Raw genomic sequence first — 15672 nt, 5'->3', positions numbered from 1 at the left:
ATTTTAGATGGGAGTTTTAGTGAAATATGTATGGGATGGAGTGGAAAAGTAACGTGAGAAAAGACAGAATAATAATTCAATTCAGTTGTATATTGTGTTATGATTATATTGTAAGAAAATGGAATTATGAAAGGTGGTATGCATTATGTCGTCAGCCGTACTTTTTTTTGGTAGTATCGCATTATTTTACTTTCTTGTAATGATACCTATTCAATATTTATATTTACAAGGTTTACATGAAAAAAAGGAAAAGACAGGATTATCTCAGCGAGAGCTATATGAAAAAATGTCTTTTGAAGAAGAACAATTACATTTTCATGTACAAGGTAACCCATTTAATATACCATCTGCGTTTGTTGCATATATGATTTTGAAAGTGAAGCAACATAAAAAAGCATCACAATATTGATGCTTTTTTATGTTGCTTCATAGACTTCGGCTTCTTTAACTGCTAATGGCAAGAAATGTTTGTATTGGCGAAACCCGTTAAATACACTTGCACTACCAAATAGAACGAATAAAACACCAACGATAATACGAGCGGTTGAAAGTTCTAAAAAGAATTGGTTTATCCCGAAAAATAAAACGAATGAACCGAGTGCCATTGCGGATTTTCCTGAGAGCCAACCTTTCTCCATTGGGCGGTTTGTACGAAAGTATTTTGTTTTGTAAAAGAGGTACAACATAAATGAGACGATAATACAGAAGACTAATACTGGCATAATGAACACTCCCATCGCTTTATGAAAAATAATAGAAAAGAAAAAGAAATATCTAAACTTTCTAACTTTTATTATAAAGCAATTGTTCGCATGTATGAAATACTTTCCGTTATAATGGAGGATAAAGTGAAGAAGTTGATTAAAAAGGAGATTATACATATGCATGAGCAAATTTTAGAAGCAATTAAAGAGTTTGATACAATTATTATTCATCGCCACGTGCGTCCGGATCCAGATGCGTTAGGTTCACAGGGGGGTCTTGGTACAATTCTACAAGAATCGTTTCCAGAGAAAAATATTTATACGGTTGGGTACAATGAACCGTCACTAGCATACTTACGAGTAATGGATGATATTGAAGATAGTGTATACGAAAATGCGCTTGTTATTGTTTGTGATACTGCGAATCAAGAACGTGTTGACGATCAACGCTATACAAAAGGGAAGATGTTAATTAAAATTGATCATCATCCAAATGAAGATCCATATGGAGATATTACGTGGGTAGATACGACAGCGAGTTCTACAAGTGAACTGATTTATGAGTTTTATAACTATGGAAAAGATAAAGGATTAAAAATAACAAAAGAAGCAGCTCGCCTTATTTTAGCAGGAATTGTTGGAGATACAGGTCGTTTCTTATTCCCAAATACGACAGCCAAAACACTTCGTTACGTAAGTGAGCTTGTTGATATGGGTGTGAAATTCACAGATTTATACAATGAAATGTATAAGACAAAAGAAAAAATTGCTCGTTTAAACGGTTATATTTTACAAAACTTTACGATGGTAGAAGAAGGAGCAGCTTACATTAAATTAACGAAAGAAGTATTAGAAGAGTTTGATGTACTTCCTTCTGAAGCATCTGGTGTTGTTGGAGCGCTTGGCAATATTGATGGATTAAAGGCCTGGGTTCTATTTTTAGAGGAAGACGACGTAATTCGTGTTCGTCTTCGTTCAAAAGGACCAGTTATAAACAAATTAGCAATGCAATATAACGGCGGGGGGCATCCGATGGCTTCTGGTGCGAAGGCATCTTCTTGGGAAGAAGCGGATCGTCTTTTTGCTGATTTACGTGAGATTTGTAAATAAGAGACTATATGTTAGAACGAAAAGAAGGAGCGGTGCTAAAGCCCTCCTTCTTTATTTTTCTTTCTCTATAGTAATGCTAATTTCAAGCACTGTATCAAAAGATATTGTATCGACTTTAAAACGGTATAGCCGATCGTAATGTTTGTACGTTTTATTTTCGATTACCTTTTTAAGTAGGTCTTTATTTTTTGCGATACTTTGAATGTTTTTCGTTAAAAGATGTTGGAGATCATTATGGATAGATGTAGTCATATTTTCGAGTGTGAGATTGTCTAAATCGTATTTTTCTCGATTGATAAGTTTTATTTTAATCTCTTGAATGGTTAAGAGCCGTTTATTTTCAGTATTCAATTTTTCTTGATCTTCGAGAAGGACGTGGAGCTTTGCTTCTTGTTTTTCTATAATTTCTCTTTGTTCTGCTATTTTACTAGCTTGTTCTTCTTGAAAAACACCGTATATGTACAAAAAAATAAACCAGCTCAAAACGCCTCCAACAGCAGCCCCAGCTAATACTAAGTACCATCTTTTTGCTGTATTAGCACTTGGTACTCTCATACATGTTCCTGCGTTAGCCATTTAATAATAATGAGACCTGTTTGCATACCACCAGTTGCGAAAAAAATAAGGAGAATTTGTTTTACGATATCTTTCATATCTCCGCCAAAGAAACTTCTTTCGAAGCTATAAAAGGTATCGAATGTTCCGCCGATTGCTGCAACGAGTGCCCAAATTCTTAAATTTTGGGCGAATTGATTAATGTAAGTTAGAGCTGGTTTTCCAATAAGAAACGCACCAAATCCACCAATTAATGAACCGCCAAGTATAACCCCAAAGGCAATAAAATAACTAATAATAAGCAGAGAGAAAAAAGTATGTTCTCTTACATCCATCGTCATTCCCCTTTCTTCTTCATATATATGGACAAAGTATAAGAAGTATGTTTTGATTTCCGCTTTCCTCATCACCTATAATAAAAGTAGTCAAATAGGTAAAGAGAGGGTACAACAGTGAAGTTTGTGCATTTACAATGTCAAACCGTTTTTAGTTTATTAAAAAGTGCTTGTAAAATTGATGAGCTTGTAGTCAGGGCGAAAGAACTTGGTTTTTCATCGCTGGCTATTACGGATGAAAATGTTATGTATGGTGTTATTCCGTTTTATAAAGCATGTAAGAAACATGGTATACAGCCTGTTATTGGATTAACCGCTTCTATTTTTAGTGAAGAAGAAGAAAGGTCTTATCCGCTTGTATTACTTGCTGAGAATGAAATAGGCTACCAAAATTTATTAAAGATTTCTAGCAGTATTATGACAAAGTCCAAAGAAGGTATTCCTAAGAAGTGGCTTGCGCATTATGCGAAAGGATTAATTGCTATTTCACCAGGTAAAGATGGCGAAATTGAGCAATTATTACTAGAAGACAATGAGAGTCAGGCTGAAGAAGTAGCTCGCACGTATCAAAATATGTTCGGCCATTTTTATATGAGTTTGCAGCATCATGCGATTCAAGATGAGTTGCTTTTACAAGAGAAACTACCTGAATTTATTAGTAGGGTTAATATTCCAGTCGTTGCAACAAATGATGTGCGCTATATCAATCAAAGTGACGCGCTTGTTCACGAATGTTTACTATCTGTTGAAAGTGGAACGAAAATGACTGATCCAGATAGGCCGAGGCTGAAAACAGATCAGTATTATTTAAAGTCATCGGATGAAATGGAAGCACTATTTTCCCATGCGCCGGAAGCAATCCAAAATACAATAAAAATTGCAGAGCGTTGCCAAGTAGAAATACTGTTCCATGTAAATCAACTTCCGAAGTTTCCTGTTCCGTCTAATGAAACGAGTGATATATACTTGCGTCGTGTTTGTGAAGAAGGTTTGCGGAAACGATATGGTGAACCGAAAGAAGTGCATATAAAGCGTTTGGATCATGAATTAAATGTTATTTCTCGTATGGGATTTAGTGATTATTTCCTCATCGTATGGGATTTTATGAAGTATGCACATGAAAATTATATTCTAACAGGACCAGGTCGTGGATCGGCAGCTGGTTCACTCGTTTCATACGTATTAGAAATTACAGATATTGATCCAATTGAATACGATCTATTATTTGAAAGGTTTTTAAATCCTGAACGTGTGACGCTTCCCGATATTGATATTGATTTTCCAGACGTAAGACGTGATGAGATGATTCGCTATGTGAAAGATAAATACGGTCAGCTCCGTGTTGCGCAAATTGTAACGTTTGGTACGCTTGCAGCAAAAGCGGCAATTAGAGACATTGCTCGCGTAATGGGGCTTCCGCCGCGAGATATTGATATATTTTCAAAACTTATCCCATCAAAGCTTGGTATAACATTAAAAGATGCATATGAAGAATCACAATCACTTCGTGAGTTTATACAAGGGAATCTTTTGCATGAGCGTGTGTTTGAAATCGCAAAACGTGTAGAAGGTTTACCACGTCATACGTCTATTCATGCGGCTGGTGTTATTATGAGTCAAGAACCGCTAACAGGCAGTGTAGCAATTCAAGAAGGACATAACGATGTTTATGTTACGCAATATCCAGCCGATGCGCTAGAAGAACTTGGGTTGCTTAAGATGGACTTTTTAGGATTACGTAATTTAACGTTACTTGAAAATATTATAAAATTTATCGCGAACAAAACAGGGAAAGAAATCGATATAAGAAACTTACCTCTTCAAGATGAAAAGACGTTCCAATTATTAGGAAGAGGAGATACAACAGGTGTATTCCAGCTTGAGTCAGGCGGTATGCGAAATGTACTTCGCGGGTTAAAACCGAATGAGTTTGAAGATATCGTAGCTGTTAACTCGTTATACAGACCAGGACCGATGGAACAGATACCGACTTTTATTGAATCGAAACATGGAAAAAGAAAAATCGAATATTTACATCCGGATTTAAAGCCAATTTTAGAAAGAACATACGGCGTCATTGTATACCAAGAACAAATTATGCAAATTGCATCGAAGTTAGCAGGGTTTTCGCTTGGAGAAGCAGATTTACTGCGCCGTGCGGTGAGTAAAAAAAATCGTGATATTTTAGATCAGGAACGTAAGCATTTCGTCCAAGGATGTTTGGGAAATGGATACAATGAGACATCCGCAGAGAAAATTTATGATTTAATTGTAAGATTTGCGAATTACGGTTTTAACCGAAGTCACGCTGTAGCTTACAGTATGATTGGATATCAGCTTGCCTATTTGAAAGCGAACTATACGCTGGAATTTATGACGGCATTATTATCAAGCGCAATTGGAAATGAAGATAAGATTGTACAGTATATACGAGAAACGAAGCGGAAAGGTTTTCACGTTTTGCCGCCGTCTCTTCAGAGAAGTGGTTATAACTTCCAAATAGAAGGGAATGCGATACGTTACAGTTTACTTTCGATCCGAAATATTGGAATGGCTACAGTGACGGCATTATTAGAAGAACGAGAGAAAAAAATGTTCGAAGATTTATTTGAATTTTGTCTCCGTATGCCGTCAAAGTTCGTAACGGAGCGTAATTTAGAAGCTTTCGTCTGGTCGGGATGTTTTGATGATTTTGGTGTTTCGAGAACGAATTTATGGAAAAGTATTAAAGGGGCGTTAGAGTACGCGAATCTCGCACGTGATTTAGGAGATGCTGTTCCAAAATCAAAATATGTACAAGGAGAAGAGCTATCTTTTATTGAACAACTAAATAAAGAGAAGGAAGCACTTGGCTTTTATTTATCAAGTTATCCGACAGCGCAGTATGTGAAGTTAGCAAAAGAATTAGAAATTCCATCTCTCGCTCAGGCGATGCGACACAAGAAAAAAGTACAAAGAGCGATTGTGTATATAACAAGTGTTAGAGTGATTCGTACGAAAAAGTTTCAAAAGATGGCATTTATTACATTCTGTGATCAAAATGATGAAATGGAAGCGGTCCTCTTCCCGGAAACGTATATACATTTCTCGGATAAGTTGCAAGAAGGAGCAATTGTTTTAGTTGACGGTACGATTGAGCTAAGAAATCATAAGCTTCAATGGATTGTAAATGGACTATATCCGCTAGAGGAAATGGATGTTTATGAAGAAAAGAAAGACGCATCTGTTTACGTGAAATTGCCATCTCAGTATGAGAAAAAGCTTTTAAATCGGGTTACGAAAATATTGTTCGACTATTCAGGTTTTGCGAAAGTACTAATTTATTATGAAAAGGAACATAAAATGGTACAATTATCTCGGAGTTTATCGATTCATCCAAGTGAAGAATGTTTAGGAGCACTTCGTGAAATTGTCGGGGAAGAAAATGTAGTTGTGAAAATATAATGGACAATTTCCCTACACTTCGATTATTATAGTAGTAGTGTTCGTGGTCAGACCACTTGGAGAAATTGATATCAGCAAGAATAATTTGAGGAGAGTGGATAGTTTGTCAACACTTCGTGAAGAAGCACTTCACATGCATAAAGTGCATCAAGGAAAATTAGAAACTGTATCAAAAGTAAAAGTAGAAAATGCAAAAGATTTAAGTCTTGCATATTCTCCAGGGGTTGCAGAACCTTGTAAAGAAATTTATGACGATAAAAGTAAGGTATATGAATATACGATGAAGGGAAATATGGTAGCAGTTGTGACAGATGGAACAGCTGTACTTGGTCTTGGTAACATTGGACCTGAAGCATCTCTTCCAGTAATGGAAGGTAAAGCTGTATTATTCAAGAGCTTTGCTGGTGTAGATGCATTCCCAATTGCCTTAAATACAAACGATGTAGATAAAATTGTTGAAACTGTAAAATTAATGGAGCCAACTTTTGGCGGCGTTAACTTAGAAGATATCGCAGCACCAAACTGCTTCATTATTGAAGAGCGTTTGAAAAAAGAAACAAATATTCCTATCTTCCATGATGATCAACACGGAACAGCTATTGTAACAGTAGCAGGTCTTGTAAATGCACTGAAATTAGTTGGAAAGAAAATGTCTGACATTAAAGTTGTCGCAAATGGCGCAGGTGCAGCAGGTATTGCAATTATTAAACTTTTATATCGCTATGGTGTACGCGACATTATTATGTGTGACCGTAAAGGCGCAATCTATGATGGTCGTCCTACAGGTATGAATCCGGTGAAGGATGAAGTTGCAAAATATACAAATAAGAATCGTATAGAAGGTTCTTTAGCTGATGTTGTACAAGGTGCGGACGTATTCATTGGTGTATCTGCAGAAGGTGCATTAACAGAAGAGATGGTTCGTACAATGAATGACGATGCGATTATTTTTGCAATGGCGAATCCAGTTCCAGAAATTATGCCAGAATTGGCAAAAGCAGCGGGCGCAGCTGTTGTTGGAACAGGTCGTTCTGACTTCCCGAACCAAGTAAATAATGTACTGGCGTTCCCTGGTATTTTCCGCGGTGCACTTGACGTACATGCGACACAAATTAACGAAGAAATGAAGATGGCAGCTGTACAGGCTATTGCTGAGCTTGTAGCAGAAGATGAGTTAAATGCAGACTATATCATTCCGGCACCATTTGACGCGCGTGTAGCGCCTCAAGTAGCGGCTTACGTTGCAAAAGCAGCAATGGAGACAGGAGTAGCTCGCCGTCAAGTAGATCCAAATGAGATCGCTGAAAAAACAAAACAATTAGCGCTGATTGGTAAAGAATAAGCGAGGAATTTCCATTGACATCATCAAATACAAAAGTATATCTCGAAATTGTAAAAAAAATCCGTTCCATTATGGAAGAGGATGGATTGGTGGCGGGGGATCGTTTGCCGTCTGAGCGTGAGTTAAGTTCACGCTTAAACGTAGGACGTTCCTCTGTAAGAGAAGCATTGCGTGCTTTAGAACTGGTAGGATTGATTGAAACGAGACGTGGTGAAGGGACGTTTATTCGAAACTTTTATGATAACGGTCTTGTACAATTAATTGCTCCGTTCTTATTGCAAGATGAGAAAACAATTCGTGATTTATTACAAACGAAACGGTTACTCGAGAAAGATATGATTCGAATTGTATGTAATTTACCGAAAGAAACGTTTTCTAAAGTGCTAAGTAAATTACATCAAGTGCTCGAAGGAAACGAAAACTCAATTCCAATGCTTCATCAAACGTTCTTTAAAACACTTATTGAACAAGTCGATAATTATTTACTATATCGCATTTGGATGATCGTAAATGATTACGTATCAACGCTTTCTTGTAAAGTTTCAAGAGATTCTATCGATATGTATAGAAAGCTTTACGCTACTTTGGAAGAAAAACAAGAAAATGATGCACTAAAAATTTACGATGAATTAGTAGAGAATATACAGTTTCACTCGTAATGTATAAAATTTGTCGAAATGACCATGACACGTTATGACAAACATTCTACCGCGTAGCGGTTAAAGTTAAACGTAAAGAGTGAGGTTATTAGACAGATTGAGAAGATAAGGCTAACATCAAACTTTGGTGTTAGCCCCATTTTCTTCTTACGCTAACCTTAGCTCTCAACGAAGGGGGTCAAATTGTGCTAAGAGATTTATTCGTGAAAAAGAAAAAGTACGCTGCAATACCTTCAGAACAAGTACGAAAAGATGTACCAGATGGCGTTATGACAAAATGTCCGGAATGTAAAAAAATCATGTATACGAAAGAACTTCTAAAAAATTTAAAAGTATGTGTGAATTGTGGATATCATCATCCTATGAATGCATGGGAACGTCTTGATAGTATATTGGACGAAGGGTCATTCCGTGAGTATGACAAAGAAATGGTTTCATTAAATCCACTCGAGTTTCCAGGTTATGAAGAGAAACTAGAGAGCGATCGTAAGAAGACTGAATTGAACGAAGCGGTTGTAACTGGTGAAGGAACAATTGATGACATGCTTGTTGTTGTTGCAGTAATGGATTCTCGTTTTCGAATGGGGAGCATGGGCTCTGTAGTAGGAGAAAAAATCGCCCGTGCGGTTGAAAAGGCGTACGACTTACAAGTTCCATTTATTATCTTTACTGCTTCGGGTGGTGCCCGTATGCAAGAAGGGATATTAAGTTTAATGCAAATGGCAAAAACAAGCGTAGCTTTGAAAAAGCATAGTAATGCAGGAGGATTATTTATTTCTGTTATGACTCACCCAACGACGGGCGGGGTTTCAGCGAGTTTCGCTTCACTTGGTGATTATAATCTTGCAGAACCAGGTGCACTTATCGGATTTGCTGGTAGACGTGTAATTGAACAAACGGTGCGTGAGAAACTACCGGAAGATTTCCAAACGGCAGAATTCTTACTAGATCATGGTCAATTAGATGCGGTGGTGCATCGTGATGATATGAGAGAATCGCTTCGCAAGATTTTAGAAGTTCATCAAGGAGGGGAAATGGCTGTATGGCAGAGCTAGAATTTGAAAAACCAGTTGTTGAGCTAAGAAATAAGATTCGTGAACTGAAAGACTATACGAAAAACAGCCAGATGGACTTCAGTGAGGAGATTCGTATTTTGGAAGAAAAGCTAGAAAATTTAGAGGAAGATATATACGGCAATCTAAAAGTATGGGACCGTGTTCAAATTGCTCGTCATGCAGAACGACCGACAACGCTCGATTATATTGAGCACTTATTTACTGATTTTTTCGAATGTCATGGAGATCGTCTATTTGGCGATGATGCAGCGATTGTCGGCGGCATTGCGAAATATAAAGGGATGCCTGTAACTGTAATTGGGCATCAGCGCGGAAAAGATACGAAAGAAAATATTCGCCGTAACTTTGGAATGCCTCATCCAGAAGGATATCGAAAAGCACTGCGTCTCATGAAACAAGCGGAAAAGTTTAATCGTCCTATTATTTGTTTCATCGATACGAAGGGAGCTTATCCTGGTAAAGCAGCTGAAGAACGTGGACAAAGTGAAGCTATTGCCCGCAACCTATTTGAGATGGCAGGTTTAACGGTACCAGTTATTTGTATCGTTATTGGTGAAGGCGGTAGTGGTGGTGCGCTAGGTCTTGGAGTAGGAGATTACATTCATATGCTAGAAAATTCCACTTATTCTGTTATTACACCAGAGGGTGCAGCGGCAATTCTTTGGAAAGATGCAGGAAAAGCAAAGGAAGCTGCAGAGGCAATGAAAATTACAGCAGCAGATTTGAAAGAATTAGGTGTAATTGACGAAATTATTCCAGAAGCAAGAGGCGGAGCTCACCGTAATATTTTGAAACAGTCAGAAAATATAGATTTAATGATTCGAAAAACTTTTGAACAATTAAACGGAATTTCGAAAGATGAATTAATCGAAAAACGTTATGAAAAATATATGAAAATTGGGCAAGTTTCGTTTTCAAACGCTTCCATTTGGATAAAATAAGAAAAGCGTGCGTTCCACTTCGCGAATGCACGTTTTTATTATGAAAAGACACATCTTCTCCATTGTATTTTTATATTTTTTCGTGTTATTTTATTATAAGGCAAATAATCTTTATGAGGTGAGTACAAATGAAACGTATTGGTGTATTAACAAGTGGTGGAGATTCACCTGGTATGAATGCTGCCATTCGTGCAGTTGTTCGTAAAGCGATTTTCCATGATATTGAAGTATATGGTATTTACCATGGATACGCTGGATTAATTTCTGGTCACATTGAAAAATTAGAACTTGGTTCTGTTGGCGATATTATCCACCGCGGTGGTACAAAATTATATACAGCAAGATGTCCTGAGTTTAAAGATCCAGAAGTACGACTAAAAGGTATCGAGCAATTAAAGAAACACGGTATCGAAGGACTTGTTGTTATTGGTGGAGATGGTTCTTACCAAGGCGCTAAAAAATTAACTGAACAAGGATTCCCATGTGTTGGTGTACCAGGTACAATCGACAATGATATCCCTGGAACAGACTTCACAATTGGTTTCGATACAGCTTTAAACACTGTTATTGATGCAATTGATAAAATTCGTGACACAGCTACATCTCATGAACGTACATATGTTATCGAAGTAATGGGACGTCACGCTGGTGATATCGCATTATGGGCTGGTTTAGCTGATGGTGCGGAAACAATCTTAATTCCAGAAGAAGAGTATGACATGGATGATGTTATCGCTCGTCTGAAGCGTGGTAGTGAACGTGGTAAAAAACACAGTATTATCGTTGTAGCTGAAGGTGTTGGAAGTGCAATTGACATCGGTAAGCACATTGAAGAAGCAACAAACTTTGATACTCGTGTAACTGTATTAGGTCACGTACAACGTGGTGGATCACCAAGTGCACAAGACCGTGTATTAGCAAGTCGTCTTGGCGCAAGAGCAGTTGAATTGTTAATTGCTGGTAAAGGTGGACGTTGTGTAGGTATTCAAGATAACAAACTTGTTGATCATGATATTATCGAAGCGTTAGCTCAAAAGCATACAATCGATAAAGATATGTATCAATTATCTAAAGAATTATCCATCTAATCGGCGTAATGTCAGATATTTGGGAACGGTTTCATAATTTTCGGAGGTGCAATATGCGTAAAACTAAAATTGTATGTACTATAGGTCCTGCTAGTGAAAGTATTGAAAAATTAGAGCAATTAATCGAAGCAGGTATGAACGTTGCTCGTTTAAACTTCTCTCATGGTAGCCATGAAGAGCACGGAGCTCGTATTAAAAACATTCGTGAAGCTTCAAAGAAAACTGGTAAAACAGTTGGTATCTTACTTGATACAAAAGGTCCAGAAATCCGTACTCACGACTTCGTAGACGGACAAGCTGAGCTTGTAACAGGTGCAGAAGTAGTTCTTTCTACTGAGCAAGTATTAGGTACTGCAGAGAAGTTCTCTGTATCTTATGCTGGTCTTTATGACGATGTAGACCCAGGTTCTCGTATTCTAATCGATGACGGTCTTATCGAACTAGAAGTAATCGAAAAAGCTGACGGAAACATCCGTACAAAAGTTCTTAACAGCGGAACTGTAAAAAATAAAAAAGGTGTTAACGTACCAAACGTAAGCATTAAGCTTCCTGGTATCACTGAAAAAGACGTAAAAGATATCATCTTCGGTATCGAGCAAAAAGTTGATTTCATTGCAGCTTCATTCGTACGTAAAGCGTCTGACGTATTAGAAATCCGTGAATTATTAGAAGAGCATAACGCTCAATACATCCAAATCGTACCAAAAATCGAAAACCAAGAAGGTATCGACAACATCGATTCAATCTTAGAAGTTTCTGACGGTTTAATGGTAGCTCGTGGTGACATGGGTGTAGAAATTCCACCAGAAGAAGTACCGTTAGTACAAAAACGTCTAATTAAAAAATGTAACGTGTTAGGTAAACCAGTTATTACTGCAACACAAATGTTAGATTCTATGCAACGTAACCCACGTCCAACTCGTGCGGAAGCAAGTGACGTAGCTAACGCAATCTTCGATGGTACAGATGCAATCATGCTTTCAGGTGAAACAGCTGCTGGACAATACCCAGTAGAAGCGGTAACAATGATGGCTAACATTGCGGTACGTGTTGAAAAATCATTACAATATGAAGATATGTTCAAAAAACGTATTAAAGAGTTCACTCCAACAATTACAGATGCAATTAGCCAATCTGTTGCGCATACAGCACTTGCTCTTGATGTAGCTGCAATCGTAGCTCCAACAGAAAGTGGATATACTGCGAAAATGATCTCTAAATACCGTCCAAAATCTCCAATCGTAGCTGTAACATCTGACGAGCAAGTAGGACGTCGTCTTGCACTTGTTTGGGGTGTACAAGCATTTATGGCTGAGAAGCGCGCAGCTTCAACTGACGAAATGTTAGATACAGCAATTCAAACAGGTATGGATGCAGGTCTAATCGGACTTGGAGATACTGTAGTGATTACTGCGGGTGTTCCAGTTGCTGAAACTGGTACAACAAACTTAATGAAAATCCACGTTGTTGGTGAAGAAATTGCTAAAGGACAAGGAATCGGTCGTAAAGCTGCAAAAGGTAAAGTAGTTGTAGCAAAAACAGCTGCTGAAGCTGTAGCGAACGTAAACGAAGGTGATATCCTTGTTACAACAAGCACTGATAAAGATATGATTCCTGCAATCGAAAAAGCTGCGGCTTTAGTTGTAGAAGAAGGTGGCTTAACGAGCCATGCAGCTGTTGTAGGCGTATCAATCGGTATTCCTGTTATCGTTGGTGTAAACGGCGTAACAGCAACTTTAAAAAATGGCCAAGAAGTAACAGTTGATGCAGCACGCGGAATTGTTTATAATGGACATGCGGAAGTGCTATAAGTAATACGGAGAGAAGGATCGGAGTCCTTCTCTTTTTTTTTTACACAAAAACGAGATAGAATTAGCTTAAAGCGCCTAGAATTGCTTTTAAAAGCTGTTTGTTATGGGTTTTAATATGAAAGGATATCTATATTTCATATGATGTATATAGGCGTTGTGAGGGCATTAAAAGTGAGATGTGAGAGAGGTGTAGAACTATGAAATGGTTACTATTCTTGTTTATTTTAATACCAGCGATTGAGATTACGGTCTTAATTGGATCAAGTCATGTAATAGGTTTATGGTCTACGTTCGCTATGATTGTATTTACAGGTGTTGTAGGTGTGTATTTGGCGAAAAGACAAGGGTTTAAAGTGCTTGGAGAGATTCAATCTAAGTTGAATAGAGGGGAAATGCCAGGTGAGGCGGTACTAGATGGTATTTTTGTATTTGTAGGAGGTATTCTCTTAGTGCTTCCTGGGTATGTGACAGATGTGCTAGGGTTTATCTGCGTGATCCCTATTACGAGAGCTTTATTGAAGCCGCTTGTTATGAAGTGGATGGAATGGAAATTTAGAAAGAACTCTACTATTATTATTCAGAAATAGCACTTAGATTGTAGAAATCTAAGTGCTATTTTTTGTCTTGTAAGAGGAGAGGAACTTTCTAATTGAAGCTTTGTTTTACCACGCTATTTGTGGGGTGGAATTTCTATCTCGAAATTGGGCTGCTCGTAAGTGTCTGATGTGGGGCGAATGATGAGTGGGGATGAACAAAACGTCTGCTCATTATATTTGCTATATAATTTTCATTTGAACTCTTGTTGTGCTTCGATTAAACTTGTGATTTTTTAGTGCTATTAATTTAGATGAATAAGATGGAGGGAAACGCTGCTAAATTAAAGTTTTGCTTTCTTATATAAAGGAACGATTGGTGTAAAAAATTCATATAAAAAGGCGGAGATTGTTAGTTGAAGTCTTATTTTATGCTATTTTGTATAATTATTCATTTACATAAAAAGTAATAAATGTAAATAATAATTATAAAATAAATAGAATAAATATGTAAAAGCACCACGAAATATGCGTTTTTTATGCAAAAAAACAAGAGAATTATCTTTTTTGAGTGCAATTCTCTTGTTTTATGTAATGAGTATGAAAAATAAGTACAAGGAATAATCAGTGGGAATTTCCCACTGATTACATGTAAGTTTTTTGTTGTGTATGAATTAGAAACTATTATTTTGAAGGTGAACCTTTAATATATTTCCACAAGTCATGGAAGACATTAGCTTTGTGTAATGTATTAAGTAGTACTAAGGTGACTGGGCCGATGATTAATCCTAAAAAGCCAAAAAGTTTAAAGCCGACAAATAGAGCGACGAGTGTTGCTAATGGATCGAGACCGATGTTAGATGAAAGTACTTTCGGCTCCATAATTTGTCTTTGGACAATCACGACGATGTATAAAATGAGAAGACCAATGGCGAATGCGGTATCGCCAGTGAAAAATACGTATATAACCCATGGAACAAAGACTGCACCTGTTCCTAAATATGGTAGTAAATCTACAACTCCTGTAATAATCGCAATAGTAATGGCGTATGGTACGCGTAATATTAAAAGCCCGATTAGTACAATGACGGTTGTCATAGATACGAGTGTAAGTTGTGCTTTCACAAAACCAAACAAAGCTTTTCTTAAGTCGACAAAAATAGTTTTTCCATAGCCATGTACACGATTCGGTAGCAATTTTCTTGCTTTCTGAGCAAGACGGTGCCAATCGTAACTGATGAAGAAAGTGGCTAATAAAATGAATACAAGGACAGTTAAAGTTGTTGGCAGTGCACTAATGAAATTCGTTAACCCGCTTATAATGGCGGTTAAAAGTTCTTTCATTTGTGTTGTTGCTTCTGTTCCTAAGTTTTGAATGTTTTGTGTAATTGTATAGCGCTGTGGTTCTCCAAGATGATTAAATTTAGAGATTAAATCATCGTAGAGAGGCATAATATGATTAAGTGCAAATTGCTGAGCGAATGTAACGATATCTGGAAACTTTACTGTAACAAGTTGTAGTAAGTATGTTGTGGCAGATATTGCTTCAGTCACAAGATATGTAACAAGTCCAACGATAGCTCCAAATACGAGAATTAAGCTAACGAGTACTGCTAGTGCGCGAGGAAATTGTAGTTTTTGATTAAGGAAATTGACGACAGGATTAATCAAATAAGCAAATGCAAAAGCGATAATAAAAGGATAGATAAGCCCTGACATGTATAGTAATACATAGAACCCAGCTACCGTTGCTACAATGACAAATATGAGTCTCAATATCATATATAGTAAGTTTCGGTTCAAAGATGTATACCTCCCATTCCAATTTGGATTATCCTAATTCGTTCAACTTATAACGAGTGTGCTCCACTGATTAAAGTTTCACTTTACCCCGCATTAACGGGCAGTAAATCTCCTACCCGAAGTGCGGCTGGATCAAAGGAGTTAGCTGGAGATAAACTGCCCGTAAAAGCCCGATTGGTTCAACTAATAATCAGTGGAAAATGCCCCACTGATTAAAGTTTCACTTTATGTTATAGTGGAATGATGGATTTTTCCTGCTTTTTCAGTATGT

14 protein-coding genes are annotated in these 15672 nt (G+C 37.3%); 10 read left to right on the top strand and 4 right to left on the bottom strand.

Annotated features, from left to right (window positions below; genetic code table 11):
- Positions 1 to 145: 145 nt before the first annotated feature.
- Positions 146 to 409: a DUF3949 domain-containing protein gene (locus MHB52_RS23825; protein WP_000093044.1), complete on the top strand. Its 264-nt coding sequence runs from the start codon at positions 146 to 148 to the stop codon at positions 407 to 409.
- 7 nt (positions 410 to 416) lie between these two features.
- On the opposite strand, the gene MHB52_RS23820 is transcribed toward MHB52_RS23825, so the two are convergent.
- On the bottom strand, positions 417 to 722 hold the full coding sequence (locus MHB52_RS23820) for a YtpI family protein (RefSeq protein ID WP_001144776.1): 306 nt from the start codon (positions 720 to 722) through the stop codon (positions 417 to 419).
- Between the two features lie 159 nt (positions 723 to 881).
- On the opposite strand from MHB52_RS23820, the gene MHB52_RS23815 reads away from it, so the two are divergent.
- On the top strand, positions 882 to 1814 hold the full coding sequence (locus MHB52_RS23815; protein ID WP_016118710.1) for a DHH family phosphoesterase: 933 nt from the start codon (positions 882 to 884) through the stop codon (positions 1812 to 1814).
- Positions 1815 to 1865: 51 nt separating this feature from the next.
- On the opposite strand, the gene ytrI is transcribed toward MHB52_RS23815, so the two are convergent.
- Positions 1866 to 2369: a sporulation membrane protein YtrI gene (gene ytrI, locus MHB52_RS23810; RefSeq protein WP_001265736.1), complete on the bottom strand. Its 504-nt coding sequence runs from the start codon at positions 2367 to 2369 to the stop codon at positions 1866 to 1868.
- Entirely contained in the window at positions 2366 to 2779 is a 414-nt protein-coding gene (locus tag MHB52_RS23805) for a YtrH family sporulation protein (protein ID WP_002005839.1), read from the bottom strand. Before MHB52_RS23805 ends, ytrI begins: the two co-directional genes overlap by 4 nt.
- Positions 2780 to 2821: 42 nt before the next feature.
- On the opposite strand from MHB52_RS23805, the gene dnaE reads away from it, so the two are divergent.
- From dnaE to MHB52_RS23765, 8 genes are all read left to right on the top strand, one after another.
- The gene (dnaE, locus tag MHB52_RS23800; protein WP_061663242.1) at positions 2822 to 6148 is read left to right on the top strand and encodes a DNA polymerase III subunit alpha; all 3327 of its coding nucleotides are present in this window, start codon (positions 2822 to 2824) and stop codon (positions 6146 to 6148) included.
- A 133-nt stretch (positions 6149 to 6281) separates the two neighbouring features.
- The gene (locus tag MHB52_RS23795) at positions 6282 to 7490 is read left to right on the top strand and encodes an NAD(P)-dependent malic enzyme (protein WP_161508111.1); all 1209 of its coding nucleotides are present in this window, start codon (positions 6282 to 6284) and stop codon (positions 7488 to 7490) included.
- A 14-nt stretch (positions 7491 to 7504) separates the two neighbouring features.
- Positions 7505 to 8149, top strand: a complete 645-nt coding sequence (locus MHB52_RS23790; RefSeq protein ID WP_000204439.1) for a FadR/GntR family transcriptional regulator — start codon at positions 7505 to 7507, stop codon at positions 8147 to 8149.
- Between the two features lie 185 nt (positions 8150 to 8334).
- Positions 8335 to 9204 (top strand): acetyl-CoA carboxylase, carboxyltransferase subunit beta, encoded by an 870-nt coding sequence (accD, locus tag MHB52_RS23785; RefSeq protein ID WP_000942856.1) that lies wholly within the window; start codon positions 8335 to 8337, stop codon positions 9202 to 9204.
- Positions 9192 to 10166, top strand: coding sequence for an acetyl-CoA carboxylase carboxyl transferase subunit alpha (gene accA / locus MHB52_RS23780; protein WP_000818804.1), 975 nt, complete (start codon positions 9192 to 9194; stop codon positions 10164 to 10166). The genes accD and accA overlap by 13 nt, the downstream gene beginning before the upstream one ends.
- Positions 10167 to 10294: 128 nt before the next feature.
- Positions 10295 to 11254: a 6-phosphofructokinase gene (pfkA, locus tag MHB52_RS23775; RefSeq protein WP_000821157.1), complete on the top strand. Its 960-nt coding sequence runs from the start codon at positions 10295 to 10297 to the stop codon at positions 11252 to 11254.
- 53 nt (positions 11255 to 11307) lie between these two features.
- Positions 11308 to 13065: a pyruvate kinase gene (gene pyk / locus MHB52_RS23770; protein ID WP_001232673.1), complete on the top strand. Its 1758-nt coding sequence runs from the start codon at positions 11308 to 11310 to the stop codon at positions 13063 to 13065.
- Positions 13066 to 13262: 197 nt separating this feature from the next.
- On the top strand, positions 13263 to 13652 hold the full coding sequence (locus MHB52_RS23765; protein ID WP_000871631.1) for an FxsA family protein: 390 nt from the start codon (positions 13263 to 13265) through the stop codon (positions 13650 to 13652).
- Between the two features lie 630 nt (positions 13653 to 14282).
- On the opposite strand, the gene ytvI is transcribed toward MHB52_RS23765, so the two are convergent.
- Entirely contained in the window at positions 14283 to 15401 is a 1119-nt protein-coding gene (gene ytvI / locus MHB52_RS23760) for a sporulation integral membrane protein YtvI (RefSeq protein WP_001081388.1), read from the bottom strand.
- Between the last annotated feature and the right edge of the window lie 271 nt (positions 15402 to 15672).

The sequence above is a fragment of the Bacillus sp. FSL K6-0073 genome (assembly GCF_038006085.1).
Lineage (GTDB): Bacteria > Bacillota > Bacilli > Bacillales > Bacillaceae_G > Bacillus_A > Bacillus_A cereus.
This window is presented reverse-complemented; position numbering and strand designations above follow the sequence as displayed.